This window comes from Streptomyces sp. NPDC054842 (genome assembly GCF_053611025.1).
Genome location: NZ_JBSGZN010000034.1, coordinates 45,834 through 71,201, shown reverse-complemented (window position 1 = coordinate 71,201; position 25,368 = coordinate 45,834). Strand labels below are relative to the sequence as shown.

Sequence of the window (25,368 nt, the reverse complement as noted above, 5' to 3'; positions counted from 1 at the left end):
GCCGGGGCACCCGTCGTCCGCCCCTACGGAGCGGCGCGGTGCCCGTCCCCCGGCGGCGCGTACGCCTGTTCCTGCCGCACGTCGGTACGGGCGTCCCCGCCGCCGAGTCCCCGGGCCGGTCCCTGGCAGCCCTGCGCCGCCGCGATGCCCAGCGCCACCAGCAGCGTCACCACGACGAACACGAACAGCCGCTGACGCAGCAGCCGCGGATTGGCGGGCCGCCGGCCGGTACCGGTGGTGCGGGGCCCCGGCCGCCCGGCGCCGCTGCGCGGAGCGGGCCGCTTGCCCGAGCGGGTGGTGTTGCGCGACGGCGTCGGACGCGAACCCGACCGGGAGCCGCCGCCGGTCCTGGAGCCGCCGCCGGTCCGGGCCGGGGGAGTGCCCTGACCCGGCTGCGGGCCCTGCGGACGCCGCTGGGTGCGCTGCTCGGCGTACTGCTCGGCGAGCCGTCCACTCGGCCGGTCCGGATCGGAGCGCGGCGCGGGCGGCCGTACGTCCGCGAGCCCCTGTGCCTCACGCGCCGCGATCTCCTTGAGCCGCAGCGACAGTTGCAGCGTGCTGGGCCGCTCCTCTGGATCCTTCGCGAGACAGGCCCGCACGAGCGGGGCCAGCGCGTCGGGAACACCGTGCAGCTGCGCCTCCTCGTGCACCACCCGGTACAGCATCACCTCGGAACTGCCGTGCCCGAAGGGCGAGTCGGCCGTCGCCGCGTACGCGAGGGTGGCCCCCAGCGAGAACACGTCGGTCGCCGGGGTGACCGCGGCGCCGCGCACCTGCTCGGGCGCCAGGAACCCGGGGGACCCGACCGCCGTGCCGACGTGGGTGAGGGTGGAGGCGCCCGTCGCCCAGGCGATCCCGAAGTCGATGATCCGGGGGCCCTTCGGGGACAGCAGGATGTTGGACGGCTTCAGGTCGCGGTGGACGACACCGGCCTCGTGCACGGCGACCAGGCCCTCGGACAGGGCGGCACCGACCGCGGCCACGTCGGCCGCGCTCAGCGGACCCTCCTCGGCGACCTTGTCGTGCAGCGAGGGGCCGGGAACGTACTGGGTGGCGAACCAGGGCCGGTCCGCCTCGAGATCGGCCGCGACGAGCCGCGCCGTGCAGCCGCCCCTGATCCGCCGGGCCGCCGAGACCTCGCGCGCGAACCGCGACCTGAACTCCTGATCCTCCGCCAGATCGGGCCGGATCACCTTCAGGGCGACCCGCTGGCCGCGCCGGTCGGAGCCCAGGTAGACAACGCCCATCCCGCCCGCGCCGAGCCGTCGGTGAAGCCTGAACGAGCCGACGACACGCGGGTCCTCGCGCCTCAGGCGCATCATCGCCATGTCCATCCCCGCTGCCCGGTCCGTTTGACGAGCCACAGCTTACGTTTCCACGGCCGGGTGCGCGCATAGGCCGCGCCCTCACGACCCGATCGATTGTCAGTGCCGGGTGGGAAACTTGAAAGGTGGTCAGGGAACGCGCGACCGGGCCTGCTGCGAGCTGCCCGGGATCCCAACCATCCGTCCCAGAAGGGGGATTGAACGCGTGAAGGGTGACCGAGTGGAGATCGTCGTGGACGCCGGGGACACGACGCGTACGTACGAGGTGGTGGCGAGCAGGGCGGGCCGCCGGGTGGAGACGGCGGTGCGGCGGGGCGTCGTGGAAGTGAGCGAAGTCACCCGCAGCGGATCAGTGGTGCGCACCGCCCGGTTCATGGCGAATCGGGTGCTGGCGCTGGTGGAGCAGCCGATCCCGAGGGAGGACAGCTCGGAACAGTAGGGGCACACCGGGCGTCCCCTCCGGGAAGACCCTGAGACCCGGGACCTCGTCTCCACCCAGGGGAGTACGCCGCAGGTCATCGCTCATCCTCCGGGAGGCCCGGCAATCGGTACGAGGGCATGACGACCCGCGCCCGCCGCGCACCTAGATTTGAGGTCAAGCGGCGGGTGCAGCACTCGTCCCCCGAGGTCAGACACCCGCCGCTGCCAACCACAACAGAAGCTCGGTCAGGAGAGGGACCATGGCCCACACGGCATCGCGGACGGTGATCCGCGCGCAGGGACGCAAGGCGTACACCGCCGCGTTCGGCACCAGCCGCCCCGGCCGCCGCCACCCCTTGGTGGCGACAGCGATGGTCCTTCCTCTGGCGGCCCTGCTCGTGGTCGTCTTCGGCGGCTGGGAAGCGGTGGTCACACAAGCGTCGTCCGTGGGCGTGATGCTGGGGCGCTGAGCGGCGCCCCAGGCCCGGAAGAGCGGTCCGGGCGGGGACATCCGGCCATGAAACCCCGTGGGGACGGGGGTGCGGCGGACGGCACAAATGCCCGCGCAGCTGGGGAGCTGCGCGGGCATTGCCATGTCCGCGTCCGGCCCCGCGTCGCGGACCGGCCCGCCCCCGCACCGCCGGTGACCGGAGCGCCGCGCCGCCTGCGTACGCTCACTCCGGACCGAACGCATCCGAGGGGGACCCGTGACCGCAGAGGTACTGCCCGCGCTGACCGCCCAGGCGCGCGGCGCGGCCCACCCCGCCGGCGCCGGCTGCGCGCACGACGACACGGTGCTCGCCGACCGGCGGGACGGCACCGTCGTCCGCCACGGCGACACCGTCGCCAAGGCGCACGACGCGGGCACGGACCACCGCGAGCTCTCCCGCCGCCTGGCCGTCGCCGCGCACCCCGCCCTCTCCGGCGTCCTCCTCCCGCCGCTGCGCCCCGCCCCCGTCGACCTGCACGGCCGCCCCGTGACCTTCTGGCCCTACGGCACCCCGGTCGACCCGGAGACACCCGAGGCGGCGCCCTGGGAAGCCGCCGCGGCCCTGCTGGCCCGGCTGCACCGGGGGCCCGTGCCGGACGGGCTGCCCGCCATGCGCGGCCCCGTCAAGGCGGCCCGCGCGATCACCCGGCTCAGGGCGGCCGGCCCGCACCCCGCCGCCGCACCGGTCCTGCGCGCCTGGTCGGGCCTGCCGCCGTGGGCCCGCGCCGAGGCCCCGATGCCGGAGGGGCCCGGCGCGCTCTGCCACGGCGACCTCCACCTGGGCCAGCTGGTGCGCCACCCGGCGGCGACCGGCCCGTGGCTGCTCATCGACGTGGACGACCTGGGCCACGGGGTGCCCGCCTGGGACCTGGCCCGCCCGGCCGCCTGGTACGCCTGCGGTCTCCTGCCGCCCGAGGCGTGGCACCGCTTCCTGTCCGCCTACCGGCAGGCGGACGGTCCCGCCGTCCCCGCCGACGGCGACCCCTGGCCCGCTCTCGACGTACCGGCCCGTGCCCTCACCGTGCAGACCGCGGCACTGGCGATCGCCAAGTCCGCGGCGGCGGACCGCTCCCTGGACGAGGTCGAACTGGCCGTCGTCGACGCCTGCGACCGGATGGCCGCCCTCCCGCCCGAGTTGACGCCGGCAGGCCCCAAGTAGGGTGCAACCGACCGCAGCCGGGCAGTGTCTGTCCTGGTGTCACACGAAGCAGCACCGACGGCGAGGAGTTGAGCCGAGCATGCAGTGTCCGAAGTGCCATGCGCCCATGCACACCTACAACCGCAATGGCGTCCAGATCGAGCAGTGCAGCGGCTGCCGCGGGATATTCCTCGACTACGGCGAGCTGGAGTCCCTGACCCGCCTGGAGTCCCAGTGGTCGCAGCCCGGCCCGCCGCCCCCGCCCGCCCCGCAGGCCTACCCCTCGGCCCCGGCACCGGCATGGGGTGCCCCGCAGGGCGGCCACGGCGGTCACTACGGCGGCCACCACCGCCAGAAGAGCTTCGGGCGGATGCTCTTCTCGTCCTGACGAACGGGGGCCCTCCACGCCGGAGGGCCCCTGTCCGCTTCCGGCGGCCGGCGGGACGCACGACGAAGCCCCCGGCCGTCGAGACGGCCGGGGGCTTCGGCTGGTGCGCGATACTGGGATTGAACCAGTGACCTCTTCCGTGTCAGGGAAGCGCTCTCCCGCTGAGCTAATCGCGCGGGGCGTGGTGCGGTGTACTGCGTGCGCGATACTGGGATTGAACCAGTGACCTCTTCCGTGTCAGGGAAGCGCTCTCCCGCTGAGCTAATCGCGCGGGTAAGGATCTTGGACGAGATCCAGTGGACGATACTGGGATTGAACCAGTGACCTCTTCCGTGTCAGGGAAGCGCTCTCCCGCTGAGCTAATCGTCCTTGGAGGTGGAGACGGGATTTGAACCCGTGTAGACGGCTTTGCAGGCCGTTGCCTCGCCTCTCGGCCACTCCACCAGGAGTGCGGGGGGTCGGGAAGATCCCCCACTTCCTGCGAGCGGACGACCAGGTTCGAACTGGCGACCTCAACCTTGGCAAGGTTGCGCTCTACCAACTGAGCTACGTCCGCTTGTCGTTTCCGGTCGGCTCACGCGTCCCGGCGACGTGTTGAACTCTAGCGGATTCCACGGCCAGCACAAAAACGCGTTTACGCAGCGTGCTGCGGTGTGCCCGTACCAGGACACGGCCGGGCCCGGCCGCAGGTCACCCACCCTAGACTCGACAGCGTGCACGACCTCCCTGCTCTCGCCCGCTTCGGCGGCCTCGTGGCGACCGGTCTCCTCGACGTCACCAGCGACCCCGCGGCCTTGGAATCCGCCGGCTTCTGGGCCGTCGCGGCCGACTTCGAGGGCCGTCTGACCTGTGCCCGCTTCGCCGACGTACGGCCCGAGGCGGTGCCCGCCCCCGTGCCGGGGGACTGGCGGGGGCCGGCCGTCGGTGACTGGACGTCGTCGCTCGACCGCGCCGGGTACACCGAGGGCGTACGCCGCATCCGGCGGCACATCGCGGCCGGCGAGGTGTACCAGGCGAATCTCTGCCGGGTGCTCTCGGCGCCCGTCGCGCCCGACGCCGACGTGGACGCGCTGACCGCGCTGCTCGCCCGGGGCAACCCCGCACCGTACGCGGGAACGATTCGGCTGCCCGGTCACGGCGTCGAGATCGCCACCGCCTCCCCGGAGCTGTTCCTGCGGCGCGACGGGCGGACCGTCGAGTCCGGCCCGATCAAGGGGACCGGACGCACCGAGGCGGACCTGCTGGAGAAGGACTACGCCGAGAACGTGATGATCGTGGACCTGGTCCGCAACGACATCGGGCGGGTCTGCGCCACCGGCACCGTCACCGTCCCCGACCTGTGCGTCGTGGAGAAGCACCCCGGACTCGTCCACCTCGTCTCGACCGTGCGCGGCGAACTGCGCGAGGACGCGGGCTGGCCGGAGCTCCTCACCGCCGCCTTCCCGCCCGGCTCAGTCACCGGCGCCCCCAAGTCCAGCGCACTGCGGATCATCGACGCCCTGGAGACCGCGCCCCGCGGCCCCTACTGCGGCGGCATCGGCTGGGTCGACGCCGACCGGGGCACCGGGGAGCTGGCGGTCGGCATACGCACCTTCTGGATCGACCGGGCGGCGGGCGAGCTGCGCTTCGGCACCGGAGCCGGCATCACCTGGGGTTCGGACCCCGAGGGCGAGTGGCGGGAGACCGAGCTGAAGGCCTCCCGGCTGCTCGCGGTAGCGTCGGGGGCGTACGAGGCGAGTGGAGGGACCCTTTCGTGAAGACATGGCTCGACGGCGGGCTCAAGGACACCGAGTCCGCCCGCGTCTCCGTCCTCGACCACGGACTGACCGTGGGCGACGGCGTCTTCGAGACGGTGAAGGCGGTCGACGGGCGGCCGTTCGCCCTGACCCGTCACCTCGACCGGCTGACCCGCTCCGCGCGCGGCCTCGGCCTGCCCGACCCCGACCTCGACGAGGTGGGCCGCGCCTGCGCCGCCGTCATCGAGGCCAACCCGATGCCGCTGGGCCGCCTCCGGATCACGTACACCGGCGGTCACGGCCCGCTCGGCTCGGACCGCGGCGAGCACGGCCCGACCCTGGTCGTCGCCCTCGGCGCGTCCACCCGCCGTCCCGACTCCACCGCCGTCGTCACCGTGCCGTGGACCCGCAACGAGCGAGGCGCCCTCACCGGGCTCAAGACCACCTCGTACGCGGAGAACGTCGTCGCGCTCGCCCGCGCCCGCGAACAGGGCGCCTCCGAGGCGCTGTTCGCCAACACGGTGGGGCAGCTCTGCGAGGGCACGGGGTCGAACGTCTTCGTCGTCCTGGACGGCGAGATCCACACCCCGCCGGTCGTCTCCGGCTGCCTCGCCGGCATCACCCGCGCCCTCGCCGTCGAGTGGACGGGCGCCCGGGAGACCGATCTGCCCTTCGACGTCCTGGAGCGCGCCGACGAGATCTTCCTGACCTCGACGCTGCGGGACGTGCAGGCGGTGCACCGCGTCGACGGGCGCGAACTGCCGGGCGCGCCCGGCCCGGTGACCGCCAAGGCGATGCGGATCTTCGAGGAGCGCGCGGGCGACGACCTCGACCCGTGACCCGCGCGCGGCCGTAATCCGGATGACGCCGGAGCCCTGGGCGGGTACAACACCCGTGATGACCACGACCCTGCGGCCGACCGAGCCGCTCCAGCACCACGCCGACGGGACGCGTTCGCGCCACTTCCAGATCTGCGTGAACAGCCGTCCCGTGGGCGCGATACACCTCGGCACCCACGCGCTCTTCGGAGCCGATGTCGCCGTGGCGAGCGACCTGCGCGTCGACGAGGCCGAGCGCGGACGCGGCCGGGGCACGGTGGCCGCCCTCGCTGTCGAGGAGGTGGCCCGCGGCTGGGGCTGCCGGCGGATCGAGGCGTCCGTGCCCGCCGACGCGGAGGCCGCGCTCCGCCTGACCCGGGCGCTGGGCTACGTCACCCGCAACCGCGGCATGGAGAAGCGCCTGGCCGCCACGCCGCCCGAGCTGCCCGCGGGCACCCGCGCGCGCCCGATGACCGAGGAGGAGTTCCGGCCCTGGGAGGCGCTGGCCAGGGAGAGCTACGCCCAGCTGTGGATCGAGCGGGGGGTGCCCGCGGCCGAGGCGCACGAGAAGTCCCGGCGCGACCACGACCAGCTGCTGGCGCAGGGGACGGCCACCGAGAACGTGCTGATCAGCGTCCTGGAGCACGAGGGGACCCCGGTCGGCACCCTCTGGGTGGCCCTCCAGGAGGAGCGCGCCTTCGTCTTCGACGTCGAGGCCGACGCGGCGTACCGCGGCCGGGGCCACGGGCGCTCCCTGATGCTGCTGGCCGAGGCGCAGGCGATCGCCGCCGGCCGGTCGGTCATCGGCCTCAACGTCTTCGCGGGCAACACCCCGGCCGAGCGGCTGTACGAGTCCCTCGGCTACGAGACGACGGCCCACCACCTGTACAAGAACCTGCTGTAGGCCCGCTCCGGCGGCGCCGGGACCGGGTCAGGCCCCGTGCTCCGCCAGCAGCCGGTCGGCGATCTCCTCGACGCGCTCGCGCAGGCCCTCCTGGCTCTCGCCGTCGAGGCGCTCCCCGTCGATGACGTACGTCGGGGTGCCCGTGACGCCGATCGCCTTGCCCTCGGCCTGGTCGGCGTCGACGATCAGGATGTGCCGGCCGTCGATCAGCGCGGTGTCGAACTCCTCGGCGTCCAGACCGAGTTCGCGGGCCACCTCGACGAGGAACGGTTCGCCGCGCCGGTCCAGCTCCTCGACGCGGCCGAGCACGGCCTCGACGTACGGCCAGGCGCTGCCCTGCTCGGCGGCCTCCTCGGCGGCCTGGGCGGCCGCGAACGCGTGCTTGTGCTTCTCCAGCGGGAAGTGCCGCAGCCGCAGCTCCAGGCGGTCCCCGTAGCGGGCGCGCAGGGCGCGCAGGTCGTCCAGGGCGGTGCGGCAGTCGGGGCACTGCAGTTCGCACCAGACGTCCAGGACCGGGGTGACGGGGCGCGCGGCGGGGGAGTCGTTCATGGCGCACAGTCTTCCAGCCGCGGCCCCGGTGTCCCAACCGGGACCTGGGGAGGACCCCGACCCGGAGATGTCCCTGAGGTCCGCCCGGAGCATGGCACGGCGGGCCCGGGCCGGTGCAGGATGGAAGGGACGCAAGCACCCTTCCCGACCGCACACGCCGGAGGACCGGATGATTGCCGAGACCGTCTGTTCCGCCGTCTCCGCGGCCGGGCTGGGTATCGCCGTGGTCACGGCCTACCGCAAGCGCTTCCTGGCCGCGGCCCGGATCGCCGCCTACTCCCTGGTGCCCGTCGGCCTGGTGATGACCGGCGCGGTCGGCTGGGCCGCGGACACGGCGTTCAGCCCGACCGCGTGGGCCGGGTTCGCCGTGCTGGGCGGCGCCTGGCTGCTGTTCCTGACCACCCGGGCCGTGGAGCGACGCGGCGGCGGCACCCGCAAGGAACGCAGGGCGGCGCGGGCCGCCCGTCGCGAGGGCGTGGCCCCCGAGGCGTCGGCGCCCTCCCTCGGCGAGGGCGCGCGCCCGGCGGTGCGGCCCGCCCCGGCGCAGCGTCCGGCGGGCTCCTCGGACGACTTCAGCGACATCGAGGCGATCCTGAAGAAGCACGGCATCTGAGCGGCGCGGTCGGCGGCATCGGCAGCCGCGGGCAGCCGCCCGCTCCGCCGGCGAACCGAAACGACCCAGCCGAAAGTGATCAGCCGGACCCGCGCAAGTGATCACGTCCGTCACCGCGGTTCGCGAGAATTGATGAACTCCCGGTCATTTCGGGCGTGATGAGCGCCCAAGGGGTCTGCTGTAGGTCATCATCACGGCGAGATGCTGGACACAACACAGAGCGACACCGCCGCCCCTCCCGAGGAACGGCGAGGTTGTCTCTTCGCACTTTCCCAGCCGCCGCTGATGATCTTCCTTGCGGTGATCGGCTGTCTGCTGCTCATGGCTTCGCTGCACGATCTGCTGCTGCTCTGAGCCGTACACGGAGCCCCTGGCGCCACCCGTTGCGGGCTCCGTCAGCTCGCCGCTTCCTTGCGCCGGGCGCGGTAGGCGGCCACGTGCAGGCGGTTCCCGCAGGTTCGGCTGTCGCAGTAGCGGCGGGAGCGGTTGCGGGAGAGGTCGACGAAGGCGCGCCGGCAGTCCGGCGCCTCGCACCGGCGCAGGCGTTCCTGCTCCCCGGCGACCACGAAGAAGGCCAGCGCCATCCCGCAGTCCGCCGCGAGGTGGTCGGCGACGGAGGCGCCAGGCGCGAAATAGTGCACGTGCCAGTCGTAGCCGTCGTGATCGGTGAGCCGGGGCGTGGTCCCCGCGGCGGCCACCAGCTCGTTGATGAGCGCGGCCGCGGCCCGCGGGTCGTCCGCCGCGAAGATCCCGGTGAACCGGGCACGGACCGCCCGCACGGCCGCCAGGTCCTGCGCCGAGAGCACGCCCACGTCGCTGATCTCGTGCTTGCGTACGAAGTCCGCTAGGGCGGCGACGTCCGGGAGCCGGTCCGCCGCGTCGTCCTCGGGCACGGTGTTCACCAGATCCACCACGGTGTCGAGGGCGCACCGGGTGTCGTGGGTGATCAGCACGATTCGCTCCCTGGCCAGAAGTCGGGCGGGCGCCCGCCGATGGGGGCCGAGCCTAGCGGCTCGGCGGACGGCGGGGACCGGTGCGGGCCGGGCCGGGGAGCCGTCCCGGACGACCCGGGCGCTCCGCGGACGCGCACCGGCGCCGCCACCGCGGGATCCCGCGGCGACGGCGCCGGTGTGTGCCATATGCAGTTGTCCAGGCCCGAGCCGTCTCCCCGAGTGGACGGCGCCGGGCGGCTCCGGGTCTCTCGCTAACTCTCCGCCAGGATGTGGGAGAGCTCCGTGTCGAGGTCGAAATGCCGGTGTTCCGTGCCGGGGGGCACGGCGGCGTCGGTTCGCTTGAGGAACGACTCGAGAGCCCGTGCCGGGGCCTCGAGGAGGGCTTCACCCTCCGGAGAGCTGAGGGCGATGCAGACGACGCCCTGACCGTGGCTCCGGGACGGCCAGACACGGACGTCGCCGGTTCCGGTGGGCCGGTGCAGGCCCTCGGCAAGGAGGTCGCGGGCGAACACCCACTCGACGGTTTCCTCGGCTCCGGTGTGGAAGGTGGCGTGCACGGCGTAGGGATCGGCCGTGTCATACCGCAGTCCTGCGGGTACAGGCAGTGAGGACTCGCTCGACACAACGAGGCGCAGGTGCAGCTCGCAGCTGACCGTGGTGTTCATAAGCGCCAGGGCCTTTCGCTCAGTGTGCGCTCGGGGATTCGCACGTCGGCGAAATCGACATGCCACCTACGGTGCCGTTGTAAACCCCTCTGAGTGTTTTGCGTGGCTTTAAGTAGCTCATCCGGCCGAGAGTGCGTTCGCGAGGTACGCCCATTCCGGTGACCGGTTTCTCTCGGGTAGGGTTTGGTCGTATGAATACGGGGAGTGACGAGCCCGGCGAGGTCGCCGTGGCCGCCGAGGAATCGACATCCGAGCGGCCGCTCGGTTCACGTGCGCCGGAATTCGTCCAGTCGCGGCGCGCTCTGCACCTGAGCTGGCAGGTGGGCGTTTTCATCGTCGGACTCGCGGTCGTCGGCGCCGGCGTGGTCATGCTGCCGCTGCCGGGCCCGGGATGGCTGGTGATCTTCGGCGGCATGGCGATCTGGGCGACCGAGTTCGTCTGGGCGCAGCTTGTCCTGCGCTGGACGAAGCGCAAGGTGACCGAGGCGACGCAGCGCGCACTGGACCCCCGGGTCCGTCGGCGCAACATCGTCCTGACGACCGTCGGCCTGGTGATCGTGGCGGTTCTCGTCGCGGTCTACGTGTGGAGGTTCGGCTTCGAGATGCCGTGGAAGATCAAGGAATGACGCGGCCCCAGCGGGCGTCCCGCGGAACCGCCCGGCTGGTCCGGGCCACCCTCTGACATGGGGTAATGTTCTCCGTGCGCCCGGGCGATTAGCTCAGCGGGAGAGCGCTTCGTTCACACCGAAGAGGTCACTGGTTCGAACCCAGTATCGCCCACCAGTTCGAAGGCGGTCTCCGTCCACGCACTCCGTGGACGGAGACCGCCTTCGGCGTTTCCGGAGGTGGCGGGCGCGCCTTCCCGAGATGCCGGGCGGGGTGTGAAGCGGCTTCCCGGCCGGTTCGCGGCGGCTGAGGCGTCACGCCGGGGCGGTGGGGCCCGGATCGGAAAGCGGCCGTCAAGAGCCCTTGTGGCGGCGTACGGGGCCACCGTGCCGTCCGGTCCGGCGGCGCCGGCGGGCGGGCCCGTGGCTCCCCATCTCACGTCGGCCGGTCGTCCCACACCGGACCGGGCGCTCCCTGTTCCGGCCGCCGAAGCGTCGGCGGACAGCCACGCGCGGCCCGCCCCTCGGGACATCGGTGGAAGTGCTCCGGGGTCTCCTGGTGCCCGATCGGGCGACTCGGTCCACGCCTGGACGCCCACCCTGGGTTATCGCGGAACCCTTCCCTCCTTGTTCGCGGGAGGTCCGTGCCTCGTGCGACAGAGGATTTTCGGCCCGCGGTGCGTGACGGACGGAACGCCGTCCGGTGTTCGGCCGGTCGGCCTCGGGGTGTCCGACCTGCGAGGTCGTGGACGCGGGGGAGCGGTGCCGTCCGGATCGCGCGGGAGGGCCCCGGCCCGCCTCCCGCCCGTTCCTGTCCGAATCGTCGACGCGTCCGGGACCTCCGTACCTCGTACCGCCGCGCGCTTGCTCGAAAGAGGCGGCCCGGGATTCGCCGGCGGCGTGCGGTTGGCGGCTGCGGCGGCCACGGGCGTTCCGCAGGCCGGACGGTGACGGTCCGTTACGTCTGACGGGTGCCGACGGCGGGTTCAGAAGATCGACGAGCCATCGGGCTCTTCGAGAAGAAGGACCCGAAGATCGCGGTGAAGAGCGACTTCCGGATTTACGCCGCCTTTTGGGAGAAGTCGCGGACCGAGATCGCGGGCGGAAATGCATCCGTGACTCGAGATCGAGGAGCACGCCCCTCTTGTCGTACTTCCGAAAGAATCCGACGGTGTTCTGGAATATGCCGGACGGCGGTATTCCCGTCGGATCCCACACGACGTCACCCGCCGTCGAGGGAGGGGTCTTCGGCAAGGCCGGCGCAGGGCTGAAGGGGAGGGCTGGGCCCGGGCCGAGTACGCCGCCGCTCGGAAGGGGATCCGGGACGGCCGGGAAGTCGGAGGCGGCACCGGTCATTTCGGGATCACGTGTCTAAGCGCCCGCAGTCCGCCTCAGCGCATCCTTCCCAATACGTCCCGGACCCGCCGCGCGTCACGGATGCGCCGCTCGTACGTCGCACCCAGGGCGAGCAGCAGCAGACCGGCGAGTGCCGGGGGCACCCAGCGCGGCAGCGCCTCGGCTACCTGCGCGATGTAGGGGGCCAGTTCGTGCAGCGCGTCCAGGACGAGCACCCCGCCGCCGAGGACGAGCGGCGCCCGCAGCCGGTGGCGGGCACCGAGGAGCGTGAGGGCCAGTGCCGCGGCGCCCAGCAGCAGCGGACGCGGCCAGTGCGCGTCCGTCCACGCCGCCGCGAGGCTCGGCACGAGCGTCGCCGACAGGCCCGCCCCGTACGCCGTCCAGGACGAGACCCGCGGGTCCTTCCGGCGCCGCACGGCCCCGAGGAGCAGGGCGGGCACGGTCACCGGCATCGTGTACGCCTCCGGGGCGCCGACGTCCCAGCACGCGAGGCGGACCCAGGTGGCCAGGACGAACAGGACGGCGGCCGCCCAGCCGACACCCCGGCGGCTCTCCCGGATCGCGGTGCCCGCGGCGATCACCCCGCACAGGACGAGCAGCAGCGCCAGCATCGGCGGGTCCTGCACCGTCAGGCCGACGGCGAGCAGCGCGGCGGCGGCCCCGGTCACCTCCACCGGCACGGTCAGGGGCGAGGCGCCGAGACGGGCGGCGAGCAGGGCGGCGCCGGCCGGCACCACCAGCACGAGCAGGGCGGTGTGCTGCGGCTGCCAGCCGAGGGACGCCCCGGCGGCACAGGCGAGGGCGGCGAGCCAGGTGAGGGAGGCGGCCACCGCGACGGGTCCCGGCCGCGGTTGCCGGGCGGCCACGGCGAACAGCACGGACAGGGCGGCGAGCACGCCCAGGGTCGCCGTCTCGGAGGCGAGGGAGAGGAGGGCGAGACTCAGTGAACCGGCCAGGGCCAGCAGCAGAGCCACCAGGGGCAGCGGGGACCGCAGGGGCTCCGCCGGACGGAGGTGGGCCGCCGCAGCCAGGACCGCCATCGTCGCGACCGCCTGGACCGAAAGGGCCGCCGCGTAAGGCAATTGGAGGACGGCGGGGAGCGTGAACGCCGTCGCCCAGGCGAGCGCCAGAGAACCGGCCCGCGCCCTGTCCCTCCAGGCGGGGGCGCGGATCGCCGCCGCCAGGACCACGGCGACCGCCGCCAGGACGAGCGGCGCCGTCGCCGCGTGCACCGGCCAGGGGAGGTCCAGGGTGACCGCCGCGCGGGCGTCGGCCGGGGCGCCGGACCAGATGTGGGCCATCCGGCTCGCCGGACCCAGTAGGGCGACGAGGGGCACCGGGAGCGCCCACAGCACCGCCAGGGCCTGCACCGAGGCGGAGGCCAGGAGGAGTCCGCGCCGCACCGGCCCGGAAAGCCCGGTGCGGACCGCCGCCGCGAGCGCGACCCCGCACAGCAGGAAGCCCGGCACCGTCCAGTCGTCCGGCAGCCACGAGCGCAGGAGGCCGCCGAGCGCGCCGACCGTGACCAGACCGCCGGCCAGCGCGAGGGCCGTGGCCAGGTCGGAACCGGGCACGTGCCGGGACGTGACCAGGGCGATCGCCGCGGCGAGGAGGAGGAGCGCCGCCGCGGGGGCGGCCGTGCCGGGACCGGTCGCCTCCCACAGGAGCACACCGGCCGCCAGGGTGCCCCAGCCGCCCGTGCCGTACGCACCGGTGGCGGCGACCAGGCGCACGGACGGCACGGATGCGCGCAGCGCCACCGCCGCGTCGAGCGCGGCCGTGACCAGCAGGGCCGCCGCCGACGTGCGGGCGCCCGCACCGGCCGCCACGGTCCACAGCAGCAGCGGCGACTGCGCCACCGCCATGGCCGCGGGCAGGGGCAGCCGCAGGGCCGGACGCGTGCCGGCCGCCGCCGATGGGACGCGTGCGCCGAGCAGGAGGCCGTACCCCGCCCACCCGGAGGCCAGCACCGCCGACGCCACGGCCGCGTACCCGGCGCCGCTCCGGCCCGGGAACGCGACCTCGTACAGCGCGTACGCGTCGAGCACGGTCAGCGCCAGACCGAGGCCCGCCACCGACTCGGCGGTGGAGCGCAGCCCGCGCCGCAGCAGCGGCACCGGCGCCCCGAGCGCCGCCACCGTCACCGCGCCCAGCACCGAGGCGCGCCCGGCGATCCCGAGGCTTCCCCAGCTGACCAGCGTGAACGCGAGGGCCGCCACGGTGAGCAGGGTGCCGCCGAGGATCAACAGCAGGTTCTGCACCCCGGGAGCGGTGGCCTCGGGGCGGCGGGCCGGGGGAGTGCCGGGCTGCCCCGTGGCGTGCGGACGTGCGGCCGGTGCCTGCAGGACGCCGACCAGCCAGGCGCGGCGTGCCAGCAACTGGGCCCGTCGGAGGTCGAGTTGCCGGAGCTCGCCGTCGACGAGCCGCAACTCCTCGATCGGGGGCGGGATGTGGGTCATGCTCCGGAGTGTGGTCCCCGTCACCCCGCCGGGCATGAGTGCGCGTACTCACGCCGTACTCAACCGTCCGCCGGGCACACTCCGCACATGGACTGGTGCCGTTACCGCTTCCGCAGCCTGTGGACCCTGCCCGCCCCGCTCACCGCCGTCTACACCGCCCTGGAGCGCGCCGACGACTACCCGCGGTGGTGGCCCCAGGTGCGCGAGGTCGACCGCGTCGACGACACCACCGGCGTCATCCGTATCCGCTCGCTCGTGCCCTACGACCTGGTGTTCACCGCGAGAGAGGTGCGGCGCGACCCCGTGGCGGGGGTGCTGGAGATCGGGATGACCGGTGACCTCGACGGCTGGGCCCGCTGGACGCTCACCGCCGACGGGGCGGGCACCCTGGCCCGGTACGACCAGGAGGTGGAGGTGCGCAAGCCGCTCATGCGCCGGCTCGCGGTGCCCGGACGGCCGGTCTTCCGTGCCAATCACGCGCTGATGATGAGGGCCGGGCGGCGCGGACTCGGCGCGTACCTCGAAGCGGTTTGAACGAGACCCGCCGGGACCTGTATGGTTCAGTGCGTTCCCGGGCGATTAGCTCAGTGGGAGAGCGCTTCGTTCACACCGAAGAGGTCACTGGTTCGAACCCAGTATCGCCCACCCGGAAACAACCGGTCCGTCGTCGACGGGCCGGTTTTTCGTGTGCCCGGGACCGCTCAGGCGGCCGCGGGCAGCTCCGGCCGCAGCGGCCACGCCGGGTCCACGGCCTCCGGGGTCCCGCTCCGCGCGAACCACGCCTGCAGACCCCGGGCCTGCGCCGCGTGCCAGACCGCCTGCAGCGTGTGCAGCTCGGCCGGCGACAGCCGCTCCAGCCGGGCCGCGAAACGCCGTCCCACCGCCCGTACGAGGTCCAGCGCGGCCAGCGCGTCGGCCGCCGCGTCGTGCGCTGCCGCCAGCTCCACGTCGTAGTGCTCGCACAGGTCGGTCAGGGTCCGGCGGCCCTTGCGGTACCGGTCCAGGTGCTTGTCCAGGACCCGCGGGTCGAGGACGTGCAGCGGCGTCGAGTCCAGCCACCGGTCCAGCGAGGACGCGCGGTGACGGCGCAACTCCCGGTCCAGCAGCGTCAGATCGAACGGCGCGTTCATCACCACCAGCGGCCGCCCCGCCGCGGCCTGGTCGCCCAGCTCCCTGGCTATCTCCTCCATCACCGGCGACGGCCAGCGGCCGTTGCGCCGCAGATGCTCGTCCGTCAGCCCGTGCACCGCCGTCGCCCCCTCGGGCACCGGCACCCCCGGACTCACCAGCCACCTGCTCACCCGCGGCCGGGCCCCGGGAGCGTCCTGCACGACGACGGCGGCCGACACGATCCGGTCGGTCTCGACGTCCACTCCCGTCGTCTCCGTGTCGAACGCGGCCAGGGGGCCCTCGTACCAGCACGTCATAGGTCACAACTCCTCGCTCACCCACGGCAGCTGACGCCCCGTCCACTGCCCGTTCCGGTGATACCCGGGCTGTTTGCGGCATACGCCCGAAGGAGACAACACAGGTACGGGTCTTTGCAGTTCAGCGACCCGCAGTGGGAAGACCCTTGGCTCGGAGGGCTGTTGGACATGGCCATCGCGCAGCCCGAGCGGGGCGGGCTGCTGCCCCTGCGGACGGCACCGCACCGCGGCACACTCGCCACCACCGCCTGCATGGAGACACTCCAGGTGGGCTATCTCCACGCCGTCGCGGCCGCCGCGGGCTGCTCGCTGTCCCAGCCCTTCCCGGACAACGGCATCGACTGGCACGTCAGCCACAGCGCCCCCGGGCACACGGTCGACGACGAGGTCACCATCAAGGTGCAGCTCAAGTGCACGTACCAGATCCCGCCGGACCCGCCCGGCCCCGCCTTCTCCTTCACGCTCGACAACACGCATCTGGCGAAGCTGGCCCGCACCCCGGTCTCGGTGCACAAGATCCTGGTCGTGATGCTCGTCCCGAGGTCGCAGGACCAGTGGCTGCGGGCCGGGCACGACCGCCTCGACCTGCGGCACTGCTGCTACTGGATCAACCTCGCCGGCCACGCCGTCACCGGCCGGCGCAGGACCACCGTCCGGATACCGACCGCGCGCATCTTCGACGACCGGGCACTGTGCGAGATCATGACGCGCGTCGGGACGGGAGGCAGACCATGACACACCGCCCCAGCGACGAACCCCCGAGCCCGTCCGCGCCCCGCCCGGCCGGACCGGGCGGCGACCGGACGCCCGGCCCCCGCCAGGTGGACCCCGCCGTGCTCGGCGCGCTGCTGCGCCGGCACGGCTGGCAGCGGCGCGGCGGAGCCGCCGGGCGCTACGGCCGCTGGACCCCGCCCGGACCGGGCGGCGGCGGGACCAGCCTGCTGGTCCCGGAGAGCCGGGCGTTCCCCGACAGCGACGACCTGGTCGGCGAGGCGCTCCTCGCGCTGTCCCGCAGCGCCTCTCCGTCCGCCCGCGACATCCTGGTCGGGCTCGCCGTGCCCAGCGACGAGATCCGGTGGTGGCGGGACGCGCCCACCGGACCCGTGGGCGCCGCGCCCTGGACCGTGGAGGAACAACTGCGGACCGCCGCCCGCCTGATGCTGCTCGCCGGAGCGCTGGCCACCCGCGCGCGAGCCGGCTACCACGGCGCCAGGCACCGCCGGCCCGCCACCGCCTCCCTGGAGGACGTCCTCGTCGGCGCCGCCCCCGACGGCCGCCGGCTCACCGCCTTCGTGCCCGTCGCCACCGGGCGCCCGCTCGCCGTACGGCTGCACCACGCGCTGTACGCGGCCCGGGAGGCGATCGACTACCAGCGGGCCACCGGCGGCATGGACGCCTTCGACGCGGCCGTCGAGGCCGGCGTCAGCCACGAACTCACCGAATCGCTGATCGTCCTCGTCCGCGGCACCGAGGGCGCCCGCATCGCCGTCGAGTGGGCCCCCGCCGCCGGGACCCCGGACGGCTGCGCCGCAGCCGCCGAGCCCGTCGAGTTCTCCCCCGGCGACCTGCCCGCGCTGCGCGAGGCCGGCGCCCGCTACCTCCGCGAGGAGCCCTCCGTGCCGGTGCGGATCACCGGCGCCGTCGTGCGGATGCGCAGGCCGGCCGCCCGGGGCCCCGGTTCCGTACGGCTGCGGGTGATCGCCGGCGCCGAGGTCCCGCACGTCCGGCTGACCCTGGACGAGGAGGCGTACCGGACGGCCGGGCACGCCCACCTCGTCGGGCTCCCGGTGCGGGTGCACGGGCGGCTGGAGAGCCGCGGCGGCTTCCGCAGGCTGACGGACGCCTCCGGGGTGGTACCCGTGCAGGTCGACGAGGCGGAGCGGGACCGGCTGATGAAGTCGTCGCAGGAGACCGCGGAGACCGCGGACTTCTTCGAGGAGGCCTGCGGCGGCGACTGACCGCCGCCGCGGACGCCGTCCGCGACCGTTTCGCGGAGCGGACCCCGGGCTCGGTACGATCGCCTTTGTTACGACGCGCGCAGGACAGGATGCGCACGTCTCCTTCAGGCAGGAGAGACCGGTGTCAGACGTCCGTGTGATCATCCATCGCGATTCCGAGCGGGAAGAGCGCGTGGTGACGACGGGCACTACGGCCGCCGAACTCTTCGTCGGTGAGCGCTCCGTCGTCGCGGCCCGGGTCGCGGGGGAGCTGAAGGACCTGGCGTACGAGGTCCGGGACGGCGAGGAGGTCGAGCCGGTCGAGATCTCCTCCCCGGACGGCCTGAACATCCTGCGCCACTCCACCGCGCACGTCATGGCGCAGGCCGTGCAGGAGCTCTTCCCCGAGGCCAAGCTGGGCATCGGCCCGCCGGTCAAGGACGGCTTCTACTACGACTTCGACGTCGAGCGGCCGTTCACGCCCGAGGACCTCAAGGCCGTCGAGAAGAAGATGCAGGAGATCCAGAAGCGCGGCCAGCGCTTCTCCCGGCGCGTGGTGAGCGACGAGGCGGCCCGCGAGGAGCTGGCGGGGGAGCCGTACAAGCTGGAGCTCATCGGCATCAAGGGCGCGGCCTCGACCGACGACGGCGCGGACGTCGAGGTGGGCGGCGGCGAGCTGACCATCTACGACAACCTCGACGCCAAGACCGGCGAGCTGTGCTGGAAGGACCTGTGCCGCGGTCCCCACCTGCCCACCACCCGGAACATCCCGGCGTTCAAGCTCATGCGCAACGCCGCCGCCTACTGGCGCGGCAGCGAGAAGAACCCGATGCTCCAGCGCATCTACGGCACCGCCTGGCCCTCCAAGGAGGAGCTGAAGGCGCACCTGGAGTTCCTCGCCGAGGCGGAGAAGCGGGACCACCGCAAGCTGGGCAACGAACTCGACCTGTTCTCCATCCCGGACCAGATCGGCTCCGGCCTCGCCGTCTTCCACCCCAAGGGCGGCATCATCCGCCGGGTCATGGAGGACTACTCGCGGCGCCGCCACGAGGAGGAGGGGTACGAGTTCGTCTACACCCCGCACGCGACGAAGGGGAAGCTCTTCGAGACCTCGGGCCACCTGGACTGGTACGCCGACGGCATGTACCCGCCCATGCAGCTCGACGAGGGCGTGGACTACTACCTCAAGCCCATGAACTGCCCGATGCACAACCTGATCTTCGACGCGCGCGGCCGGTCCTACCGTGAACTGCCGCTGCGCCTCTTCGAGTTCGGGACCGTGTACCGGTACGAGAAGTCCGGCGTCGTGCACGGCCTGACCCGGGCCCGCGGCTTCACCCAGGACGACGCGCACATCTACTGCACCAAGGAGCAGATGGCGGAGGAGCTCGACAAGACGCTCACCTTCGTCCTCGGGCTGCTGCGCGACTACGGCCTGAACGACTTCTACCTGGAGCTGTCCACCAAGGACCCGGAGAAGTTCGTCGGCTCGGACGAGATCTGGGAGGAGGCCACCGAGACGCTGCGGCAGGTGGCCGAGAAGCAGGGCCTCCCGCTGGTCCCGGACCCGGGCGGCGCCGCCTTCTACGGCCCGAAGATCTCCGTCCAGGCCAAGGACGCCATCGGCCGCACCTGGCAGATGTCGACCGTCCAGCTCGACTTCAACCTTCCCGAGCGCTTCGACCTGGAGTACACCGGCCCCGACGGCGCCAAGCAGCGTCCGGTGATGATCCACCGCGCGCTGTTCGGCTCCATCGAGCGCTTCTTCGCGGTGCTCCTGGAGCACTACGCGGGCGCGTTCCCGGCCTGGCTGGCGCCCGTGCAGGCGCTCGGCATCCCGATCGGCGACGCCCACGTCGAGTACCTGGAGAAGTTCGCCGCCGCGGCGAAGAGGAAGGGCCTGCGCGTCGAGGTCGACTCCTCCTCCGACCGGATGCAGAAGAAGATCCGCAACGCCCAGAAGCAGAAGGTGCCCTTCATGGTCATCGCGGGCGACGAGGACATGGCGGCCGGCGCCGTCTCCTTCCGCTACCGCGACGGCTCCCAGGAGAACGGCATCCCCGTCGACGAGGCGATCGCCAAGATCCTCCAGGTCGTCGAGGACCGTGTGCAGGTCTGATCCGGCCGCGTGACGAGAGGCCCCCGGGAGGTCAGCGCCCCGGGGGCCTCTCGTCCTCCCGGGAGAACACCTGGATCAGCCAGGAGGAGAACGAGCCGGTCACCGCACCGAGCAGCGCGAGGCCGCAGGCCATCATGCCGGCGGCGATCACCCGGCCGCCCGCGGTGACGGGCACGACGTCGCCGTAGCCGACCGTGGTCAGCGTCGAGCAGGCCCACCACAGCGCGTCCCCGAACGTGCGCATGTTCGCGCCGGGCGCGTCCCGCTCCTGCTGGTACACGGCGAGGGCGCCGGTGAAGCCGAGCAGGGTGGCCGAGATGCCCGCGTAGGCGATCACCCGCGCGTGCAGGCTGAGCCGGGGCCGGCCGTTCCGGTGCTGCACGGCCTCGTAGATGCGCACGATCCGCAGCGGACGCAGCAGCGGCAGGATCAGCACCACGGTGTCCAGCACGTGCGTCCGTACGAATCCCAGCCGGCGCCCGCTGAGCCGCCAGCGCGCCGCGAAGTCCACGACGAAGACCGCCCACGCGCCGAGCAGGACGGCCAGGGCGACGTCCCGGCGCGCGCCCCCCGCGTCCGGCGCCAGCACCAGGTAGGCGTAGGCGCCGAGGAACACCAACGAGGCCGGGGTGAGCAGCAGCTCGGTGCGCCGCTCCCAGCGGGCGATGGGGCTGTCGGGGTCCACCGGCCCAGCTTGGCCCGGACGCCGCTTCCCGCAACCCCGGCGACACGCCGCGAACGGGCGAAGTCCTATGCTGCTTCCCATGACGAGTGAGCCGGAGCAGCAGATCGGAGTGGGGACGCAGGACGCGTTCCAGCGCCTGTGGACGCCCCACCGGATGGCCTACATCCAGGGCGAGAACAAGCCCACCGGCCCGGGCGCCGACGACGGCTGTCCCTTCTGCTCGATCCCCGCCAAGTCCGACGAGGACGGGCTGGTCGTCCGGCGCGGCGAGCACGTGTACGCGGTGCTCAACCTCTACCCGTACAACGGCGGCCACCTGATGGTGGTGCCCTACCGGCACGTCGCCGACTACACCGACCTCACGGGCCCGGAGACCGCGGAGCTGGCCGAGCTGACCAAGCAGGCGATGACCGCGCTGCGGACGGCCTCGGGGGCGCACGGCTTCAACATCGGCATGAACCAGGGCGGGGTGGCCGGGGCCGGCATCGCCGCGCACCTGCACCAGCACGTCGTGCCCCGCTGGGGCGGCGACACGAACTTCATGCCGGTCGTCGGCCACACCAAGGTGCTGCCGCAGCTGCTCGCCGACACCCGGAAGATGCTGGCCGACGCCTGGCCGTCGCAGGCCCAGTAGCCGGGCGCACGCGGGGCGGGGCCGCGGTGACGGCCCCGCGCCGGTCCCGCTACGCGTCGTACACGTCCGCCTTCCGCGGTGACACGTCCTGGACCGCGGTGCTGAGGAAGGACGAGCGGGTGCCGAACTTCTCGGTGTTCACGCCGTTCTCCTCCAGGACCTTGATCGCCGCGGCGTGGACCACGCGCAGCACCGGGGTCGCGGCGCGCAGCGCGTCGTCCGCCATGAAGCGGTGGCGCCAGGGCTGGTCCGCCCAGGCGTGCCGCAGGCCGAACGGCTCGGGCAGGGTCAGCGTGCCGCCCAGCCAGTTCAGGAGCGGCGGGTACCAGGTGAAGGGCGCGCGGGCGGTGAGGCGCACCACCTCGTCCGTGTCGACCAGGGGCAGGGTGACCTTGCGGGTCTCCCAGAACCTGACCGACTTGGCGACCTCCTTGGTGGGCGCCTCGGGCTTCGTGGTGAACAGGGAGTTGACCGGGCCCAGCGCGTGTCCGGTGACCTCGATGCGCAGCGTCTCGTGCAGCACGGTCACCGTGATCAGCATGGTGAGGACGAGCTGGCCGTCCCACAGCGTCCACTGCACGCCCAGGTAGTGGCGGTCGCCGCCGCCGAACTGCTGCTTGTTGCAGATGTCCTGTATCGCGTGGTTCCGGACCTGGAACGCGTCCACGTCCGTGCCCTCGGGCCGGGAGACCGCCTTGGCGTTCTCACCGATCGGCGTGACGATCCAGTGTTTGATGGAGGGCTTCGGGAAACCGCCCGTGTTCAGCGGGCCGCGCTCCAGCATGCGCAGCTGGTCGTGGATCGACCGGATGACGTCCCAGCTGCGGAAGGGGTGGATCTCCCGGTCGGGGTCGCGCGGCACCAGGTCCTCGGCGAGCTGCCAGCTGCCCCAGCGGGTGCCCATGCCGAGTATGCCCTTGGGCCCGGCGTAGAAGACCGAGTTGGACTGCTGCTCGGCGCTGAGCCTGGCGAGGGCCTGGCGCAGCCGCTCCGCCGCGTTCTCCCCCGGGCTGCCCGGTACCGCCTCGGGGATCTTGGCGCCGAGGCCGCCGCCGGCCAGCAGGCTGTCCCACCGCTCCCGCAGGTCCTGGGCGGTCCGCTCGCAGATCCGCTTGGCCCAGAACCAGCCGACGACCGGCATCACGACGGTCGCGCGGGCGTACCACCCCCAGAAACCGCTGAAGGGCATCTTGAGCACGAAGAGCACGGCGAGGGCGCCGACGGCCACCAGCAGCGTGGTGGCGAGCGCGGGCGAGCCCTTGTCGCCGCGCTTCGTCACCGCGGACCGGATCTGGAAGACCAGCAGCCAGACGACGAGGCCCGGCAGGAAGATCAGGCCGCACAGCACCCAGACCGCCGAGAGCCAGTTGTCCCGCTCCCGGCGGATGCGGTTCGCGGCGAGGCAGTGTTCGACGACGACCTGCGGCTCCGTGCCGAACGACTGGATGAGGGGCTTGCGGCCGGGGCCCAGCATGCGGTCCTGGACGGCCCGCGCGAAGGCCTCGCCCAGGTTCGGCCGCCACAGGGACGCCCACCTGCGGCCGGGCTTGACCACCGACTGGTGCCATTCGTTGTTGGCCTTGAGGATCTCCGCGATCTCGTTGTCCCGGTACGCCGCCGACGCCAGGGCGTAGGTGGCGGCGGTCTGTCCCGCCGAGCCCGAGAGCGGCACCTGTGCCCCGGGACTGAAATCGAATCCGTCAGTGGCCACTGCCGCCCCCATCGCCGCCGTCCGCTGCTGCGGCTTTTCCCGACTTCCGTGCCTCGCACACCTGTTGATCAGGTCATCGTGCTGATCGAGTCGCAACTTGATCAGGTCATCAGCGTATCCGCAGCCGCCGACATCCGTCGGCGGACGGCCGAAGCCGCCCGCCGACCCGCCCCCGCGCCCCGAACTGTCAGGCGGCTCCCGCCTGTTCGCGGATCCGCTCGGCGATCTGCGACGGCATCGGCTCGTGCCGCGCGTACCGCCGGCCGAAGCGGGCGGTGCCGTGCGAGAGCGAGCGCAGGTCGACCGCGTACCGGCCGATCTCGATCTCCGGCACCTCGGCCCGTACGACGGTGCGCCCGCCGCCCGCCTGTTCGGTCCCCACGACCCGGCCGCGCCGCCCGGACAGGTCGCTCATCACGGCGCCCACGTACTCGTCGCCCACCAGGACCGTCACCTCGGCCACCGGCTCCAGCAGATGGATCACGGCCCCCGAGGCGGCCTCGCGCAGGGCCAGCGCCCCGGCGGTCTGGAACGCGGCGTCGGAGGAGTCCACCGAGTGCGCCTTGCCGTCCCGCAGGGTGACCCGCACGTCGATGAGCGGATGGCCGGCGGCGACCCCTCGGGCGGCCTGGGCGCGTACGCCCTTCTCCACGGACGGGATGAACTGCCGCGGCACGGCGCCGCCGACGACCTTGTCCACGAACTCGATCCCGGAGCCGTTCGGCAGCGGTTCCACCTCGATCTCGCAGACCGCGAACTGCCCGTGGCCGCCGGACTGCTTCACATGGCGGCCGCGGCCCGTGGCGGCGGCCGCGAAGGTCTCCCGCAGCGACACCTTGTGCGGGACGACGTCGACCCGGACGCCGTACCGGCTCCGCAGCCGTTCCAGGGCGACGTCGGCGTGCGCCTCGCCCAGGCACCACAGCACCACCTGGTGCGTGTTCTGGTTCTGTTCCAGGCGCATGGTCGGGTCCTCGGCCACCAGGCGCGCCAGTCCCTGCGAGAGCTTGTCCTCGTCGGCCTTGCTGTGCGCCTCGATGGCCAGCGGCAGCAGCGGGTCGGGCATCTGCCACGGCGCCATGAGCAGCGGGTCGTTCCTGGCCGAGAGGGTGTCCCCGGTCTCCGCGCGGTTCAGCTTCGCCACGCACGCCAGATCGCCCGCGATGCAGTGCGTGAGCACGCGCTGCTGCTTGCCGAACGGGGCCGACAGGGCGCCGACGCGTTCGTCGACGTCGTGGTCCTCGTGGCCGCGGTCGGCGAGACCGTGCCCGGAGACGTGCACCGTCGCGTCCGGGCGCAGGGTGCCGGAGAAGACCCGCACGAGCGAGACGCGGCCGACGTAGGGGTCGCTGGCCGTCTTGACCACCTCGGCGACCAGCGGCCCGTCCGGATCGCACGCCGTCACCTCGCGCGCCCTGCCGTCCGGCGTGGTGACCGCGGGCGCCGGGCGCTCCAGGGGGGTCGGGAAGCCGCCGGTGACCAGTTCGAACAGCTCGACCGTGCCGAGTCCCTGGCGGGCGCCCTCCGCGGCGGGGGCGGCGGCCAGCACGGGGAAGAAGGTCCCGCGCGCCACGGCCCGCTCCAGGTCCTGCACGAGCGTCTTCAGGTCGATCTCCTCGCCGCCGAGGTAGCGGTCCATGAGGGTCTCGTCCTCGCTCTCCGCGATGATCCCCTCGATCAGCCGGTTGCGGGCCTCGTCGATGAGCGGCAGTTGCTCGGGGCCCGGTTCGGACTCCTTGCGCTCACCGGAGGAGTAGTCGAAGAGGCGCTGCGAGAGCAGCCCGATCAGCCCGGTCACCGGGGCGTGCCCGTCGGGCCCCGGCGCGCCGCGCAGCGGCAGGTACAGCGGCAGTACGGCATCGGGATCGTCGGCGCCGAAGGCGTCCGCGCAGATCCGGGTCATCTCCTCGAAGTCGGCGCGGGCCGCTTCGAGGTGGGTGACGACGATGGCCCGCGGCATGCCGACCGCCGCGCACTCGTCCCACACCATCCGGGTCGAGCCGTCCACCCCGTCCGAGGCCGAGACGACGAAGAGGGCCGCGTCCGCGGCGCGCAGACCGGCCCTCAGCTCCCCGACGAAATCGGCGTATCCCGGGGTGTCCAGGATGTTGATCTTGTACCCGCCCCAGTCGACGGGGACCAGTGAGAGCTGCACCGAACGCTGCTGCCGGTGCTCGATCTCGTCGTAGTCGGAGACGGTGCCGCCGTCCTCCACGCGGCCCGCCCTGTTCACCGCTCCCGCGGTCAGCGCGAGAGCCTCCACCAACGTCGTCTTGCCGGATCCGCTGTGGCCGACCAGCACCACATTCCGTACGGACGCGGGGTGGTCGGCCGCCGTAGCCCTGCCGGCGGCTCCGGGGTGTGCGTTCGCCTTGTCGCCCATGGCCTTGCCTCCCGTACACGGTGAGGTCACTGTGGGCGCGGACATGCCGGTCC

General features: G+C 73.1%; 24 protein-coding genes and 7 tRNA genes. 17 read left to right on the top strand and 14 right to left on the bottom strand.

Annotation, left to right across the window (positions count from 1 at the left end; translation table 11 throughout):
* Positions 1–23: 23 nt before the first annotated feature.
* Positions 24–1,334: a serine/threonine-protein kinase gene (locus tag ACWGIS_RS25025; RefSeq protein ID WP_453364709.1), complete on the bottom strand. Its 1,311-nt coding sequence runs from the start codon at positions 1,332–1,334 to the stop codon at positions 24–26.
* Between the two features lie 196 nt (positions 1,335–1,530).
* Here ACWGIS_RS25025 and ACWGIS_RS25020 point away from each other — a divergent pair, with 196 nt between their 5' ends.
* The 4 genes from ACWGIS_RS25020 to ACWGIS_RS25005 all read left to right on the top strand — a co-directional run bounded on the left by ACWGIS_RS25020 (position 1,531) and on the right by ACWGIS_RS25005 (position 3,761).
* Positions 1,531–1,764 (top strand): hypothetical protein, encoded by a 234-nt coding sequence (locus ACWGIS_RS25020; protein ID WP_121404330.1) that lies wholly within the window; start codon positions 1,531–1,533, stop codon positions 1,762–1,764.
* Positions 1,765–2,005: 241 nt separating this feature from the next.
* Complete coding sequence (locus tag ACWGIS_RS25015) at positions 2,006–2,215, top strand: hypothetical protein (protein WP_453364694.1); 210 nt, start codon at positions 2,006–2,008, stop codon at positions 2,213–2,215.
* A gap of 237 nt (positions 2,216–2,452) precedes the next feature.
* Positions 2,453–3,394: a phosphotransferase family protein gene (locus ACWGIS_RS25010; RefSeq protein ID WP_453364693.1), complete on the top strand. Its 942-nt coding sequence runs from the start codon at positions 2,453–2,455 to the stop codon at positions 3,392–3,394.
* A 79-nt stretch (positions 3,395–3,473) separates the two neighbouring features.
* Entirely contained in the window at positions 3,474–3,761 is a 288-nt protein-coding gene (locus ACWGIS_RS25005) for a TFIIB-type zinc ribbon-containing protein (protein WP_453364692.1), read from the top strand.
* A 101-nt stretch (positions 3,762–3,862) separates the two neighbouring features.
* Here ACWGIS_RS25005 and ACWGIS_RS25000 read toward each other — a convergent pair.
* From ACWGIS_RS25000 to ACWGIS_RS24980, 5 genes are all read right to left on the bottom strand, one after another.
* Positions 3,863–3,937 (bottom strand) — tRNA-Val (locus ACWGIS_RS25000).
* 23 nt (positions 3,938–3,960) lie between these two features.
* A tRNA-Val gene (locus ACWGIS_RS24995) sits at positions 3,961–4,032 on the bottom strand.
* Positions 4,033–4,058: 26 nt separating this feature from the next.
* A tRNA-Val gene (locus ACWGIS_RS24990) sits at positions 4,059–4,130 on the bottom strand.
* A gap of 1 nt (position 4,131) precedes the next feature.
* Positions 4,132–4,205, bottom strand: a tRNA-Cys gene (locus ACWGIS_RS24985).
* Positions 4,206–4,244: 39 nt separating this feature from the next.
* A tRNA-Gly gene (locus tag ACWGIS_RS24980) sits at positions 4,245–4,317 on the bottom strand.
* A 157-nt stretch (positions 4,318–4,474) separates the two neighbouring features.
* Between ACWGIS_RS24980 and ACWGIS_RS24975 the strand changes: the two genes are divergently transcribed.
* The 3 genes from ACWGIS_RS24975 to ACWGIS_RS24965 are packed head-to-tail and all read left to right on the top strand — an operon-like array spanning position 4,475 to position 7,219.
* On the top strand, positions 4,475–5,518 hold the full coding sequence (locus tag ACWGIS_RS24975; RefSeq protein WP_453364691.1) for a chorismate-binding protein: 1,044 nt from the start codon (positions 4,475–4,477) through the stop codon (positions 5,516–5,518).
* Positions 5,515–6,336, top strand: coding sequence for an aminotransferase class IV (locus tag ACWGIS_RS24970; protein WP_453364690.1), 822 nt, complete (start codon positions 5,515–5,517; stop codon positions 6,334–6,336). The genes ACWGIS_RS24975 and ACWGIS_RS24970 overlap by 4 nt, the downstream gene beginning before the upstream one ends.
* A 58-nt stretch (positions 6,337–6,394) precedes the next feature.
* On the top strand, positions 6,395–7,219 hold the full coding sequence (locus tag ACWGIS_RS24965) for a GNAT family N-acetyltransferase (RefSeq protein WP_453364689.1): 825 nt from the start codon (positions 6,395–6,397) through the stop codon (positions 7,217–7,219).
* A 27-nt stretch (positions 7,220–7,246) separates the two neighbouring features.
* Here ACWGIS_RS24965 and ACWGIS_RS24960 read toward each other — a convergent pair whose 3' ends face one another.
* Complete coding sequence (locus ACWGIS_RS24960) at positions 7,247–7,768, bottom strand: DsbA family protein (protein WP_453364688.1); 522 nt, start codon at positions 7,766–7,768, stop codon at positions 7,247–7,249.
* Positions 7,769–7,937: 169 nt separating this feature from the next.
* Between ACWGIS_RS24960 and ACWGIS_RS24955 the strand changes: the two genes are divergently transcribed.
* Together ACWGIS_RS24955 and ACWGIS_RS24950 are read left to right on the top strand one after the other, a co-directional pair.
* On the top strand, positions 7,938–8,381 hold the full coding sequence (locus ACWGIS_RS24955) for a hypothetical protein (protein ID WP_453364687.1): 444 nt from the start codon (positions 7,938–7,940) through the stop codon (positions 8,379–8,381).
* A gap of 201 nt (positions 8,382–8,582) precedes the next feature.
* On the top strand, positions 8,583–8,735 hold the full coding sequence (locus tag ACWGIS_RS24950) for a hypothetical protein (RefSeq protein ID WP_010988207.1): 153 nt from the start codon (positions 8,583–8,585) through the stop codon (positions 8,733–8,735).
* A gap of 41 nt (positions 8,736–8,776) precedes the next feature.
* On the opposite strand, the gene ACWGIS_RS24945 is transcribed toward ACWGIS_RS24950, so the two are convergent.
* Both ACWGIS_RS24945 and ACWGIS_RS24940 read right to left on the bottom strand, forming a co-directional pair.
* Positions 8,777–9,334, bottom strand: a complete 558-nt coding sequence (locus tag ACWGIS_RS24945) for a CGNR zinc finger domain-containing protein (protein ID WP_453364686.1) — start codon at positions 9,332–9,334, stop codon at positions 8,777–8,779.
* A 251-nt stretch (positions 9,335–9,585) separates the two neighbouring features.
* Entirely contained in the window at positions 9,586–9,999 is a 414-nt protein-coding gene (locus ACWGIS_RS24940) for an SsgA family sporulation/cell division regulator (RefSeq protein WP_003959770.1), read from the bottom strand.
* 191 nt (positions 10,000–10,190) lie between these two features.
* Between ACWGIS_RS24940 and ACWGIS_RS24935 the strand changes: the two genes are divergently transcribed.
* Complete coding sequence (locus ACWGIS_RS24935; protein WP_453364685.1) at positions 10,191–10,625, top strand: TIGR02611 family protein; 435 nt, start codon at positions 10,191–10,193, stop codon at positions 10,623–10,625.
* A gap of 82 nt (positions 10,626–10,707) precedes the next feature.
* Positions 10,708–10,782: transfer RNA gene (locus ACWGIS_RS24930), tRNA-Val, on the top strand.
* 1,213 nt (positions 10,783–11,995) lie between these two features.
* Here the strand turns inward: ACWGIS_RS24930 and ACWGIS_RS24925 are convergent.
* Positions 11,996–14,419, bottom strand: coding sequence for an SCO7613 C-terminal domain-containing membrane protein (locus ACWGIS_RS24925; RefSeq protein WP_453364684.1), 2,424 nt, complete (start codon positions 14,417–14,419; stop codon positions 11,996–11,998).
* A gap of 87 nt (positions 14,420–14,506) precedes the next feature.
* On the opposite strand from ACWGIS_RS24925, the gene ACWGIS_RS24920 reads away from it, so the two are divergent.
* Positions 14,507–14,953, top strand: a complete 447-nt coding sequence (locus ACWGIS_RS24920) for an SRPBCC family protein (RefSeq protein ID WP_453364683.1) — start codon at positions 14,507–14,509, stop codon at positions 14,951–14,953.
* A 39-nt stretch (positions 14,954–14,992) separates the two neighbouring features.
* A tRNA-Val gene (locus ACWGIS_RS24915) sits at positions 14,993–15,064 on the top strand.
* Positions 15,065–15,120: 56 nt separating this feature from the next.
* On the opposite strand, the gene ACWGIS_RS24910 is transcribed toward ACWGIS_RS24915, so the two are convergent.
* Positions 15,121–15,846, bottom strand: a complete 726-nt coding sequence (locus tag ACWGIS_RS24910) for an exonuclease domain-containing protein (RefSeq protein WP_453364682.1) — start codon at positions 15,844–15,846, stop codon at positions 15,121–15,123.
* 168 nt (positions 15,847–16,014) lie between these two features.
* Between ACWGIS_RS24910 and ACWGIS_RS24905 the strand changes: the two genes are divergently transcribed.
* The 3 genes from ACWGIS_RS24905 to thrS all read left to right on the top strand — a co-directional run bounded on the left by ACWGIS_RS24905 (position 16,015) and on the right by thrS (position 19,902).
* Positions 16,015–16,581, top strand: coding sequence for a DUF4365 domain-containing protein (locus ACWGIS_RS24905; protein WP_453364681.1), 567 nt, complete (start codon positions 16,015–16,017; stop codon positions 16,579–16,581).
* Positions 16,578–17,804, top strand: coding sequence for a hypothetical protein (locus ACWGIS_RS24900; protein WP_453364680.1), 1,227 nt, complete (start codon positions 16,578–16,580; stop codon positions 17,802–17,804). Before ACWGIS_RS24905 ends, ACWGIS_RS24900 begins: the two co-directional genes overlap by 4 nt.
* Positions 17,805–17,925: 121 nt before the next feature.
* Positions 17,926–19,902 (top strand): threonine--tRNA ligase, encoded by a 1,977-nt coding sequence (gene thrS / locus ACWGIS_RS24895; protein WP_453364679.1) that lies wholly within the window; start codon positions 17,926–17,928, stop codon positions 19,900–19,902.
* 31 nt (positions 19,903–19,933) lie between these two features.
* Here the strand turns inward: thrS and ACWGIS_RS24890 are convergent, their stop codons facing one another.
* On the bottom strand, positions 19,934–20,587 hold the full coding sequence (locus ACWGIS_RS24890; RefSeq protein WP_453364678.1) for a potassium channel family protein: 654 nt from the start codon (positions 20,585–20,587) through the stop codon (positions 19,934–19,936).
* Positions 20,588–20,654: 67 nt separating this feature from the next.
* Between ACWGIS_RS24890 and ACWGIS_RS24885 the strand changes: the two genes are divergently transcribed.
* Positions 20,655–21,221: an HIT family protein gene (locus tag ACWGIS_RS24885; RefSeq protein WP_453364677.1), complete on the top strand. Its 567-nt coding sequence runs from the start codon at positions 20,655–20,657 to the stop codon at positions 21,219–21,221.
* Between the two features lie 49 nt (positions 21,222–21,270).
* On the opposite strand, the gene ACWGIS_RS24880 is transcribed toward ACWGIS_RS24885, so the two are convergent.
* Together ACWGIS_RS24880 and ACWGIS_RS24875 are read right to left on the bottom strand one after the other, a co-directional pair.
* Positions 21,271–22,944: a hypothetical protein gene (locus tag ACWGIS_RS24880; RefSeq protein WP_453364676.1), complete on the bottom strand. Its 1,674-nt coding sequence runs from the start codon at positions 22,942–22,944 to the stop codon at positions 21,271–21,273.
* Between the two features lie 175 nt (positions 22,945–23,119).
* Complete coding sequence (locus ACWGIS_RS24875) at positions 23,120–25,315, bottom strand: elongation factor G-like protein EF-G2 (RefSeq protein WP_453364675.1); 2,196 nt, start codon at positions 25,313–25,315, stop codon at positions 23,120–23,122.
* Between the last annotated feature and the right edge of the window lie 53 nt (positions 25,316–25,368).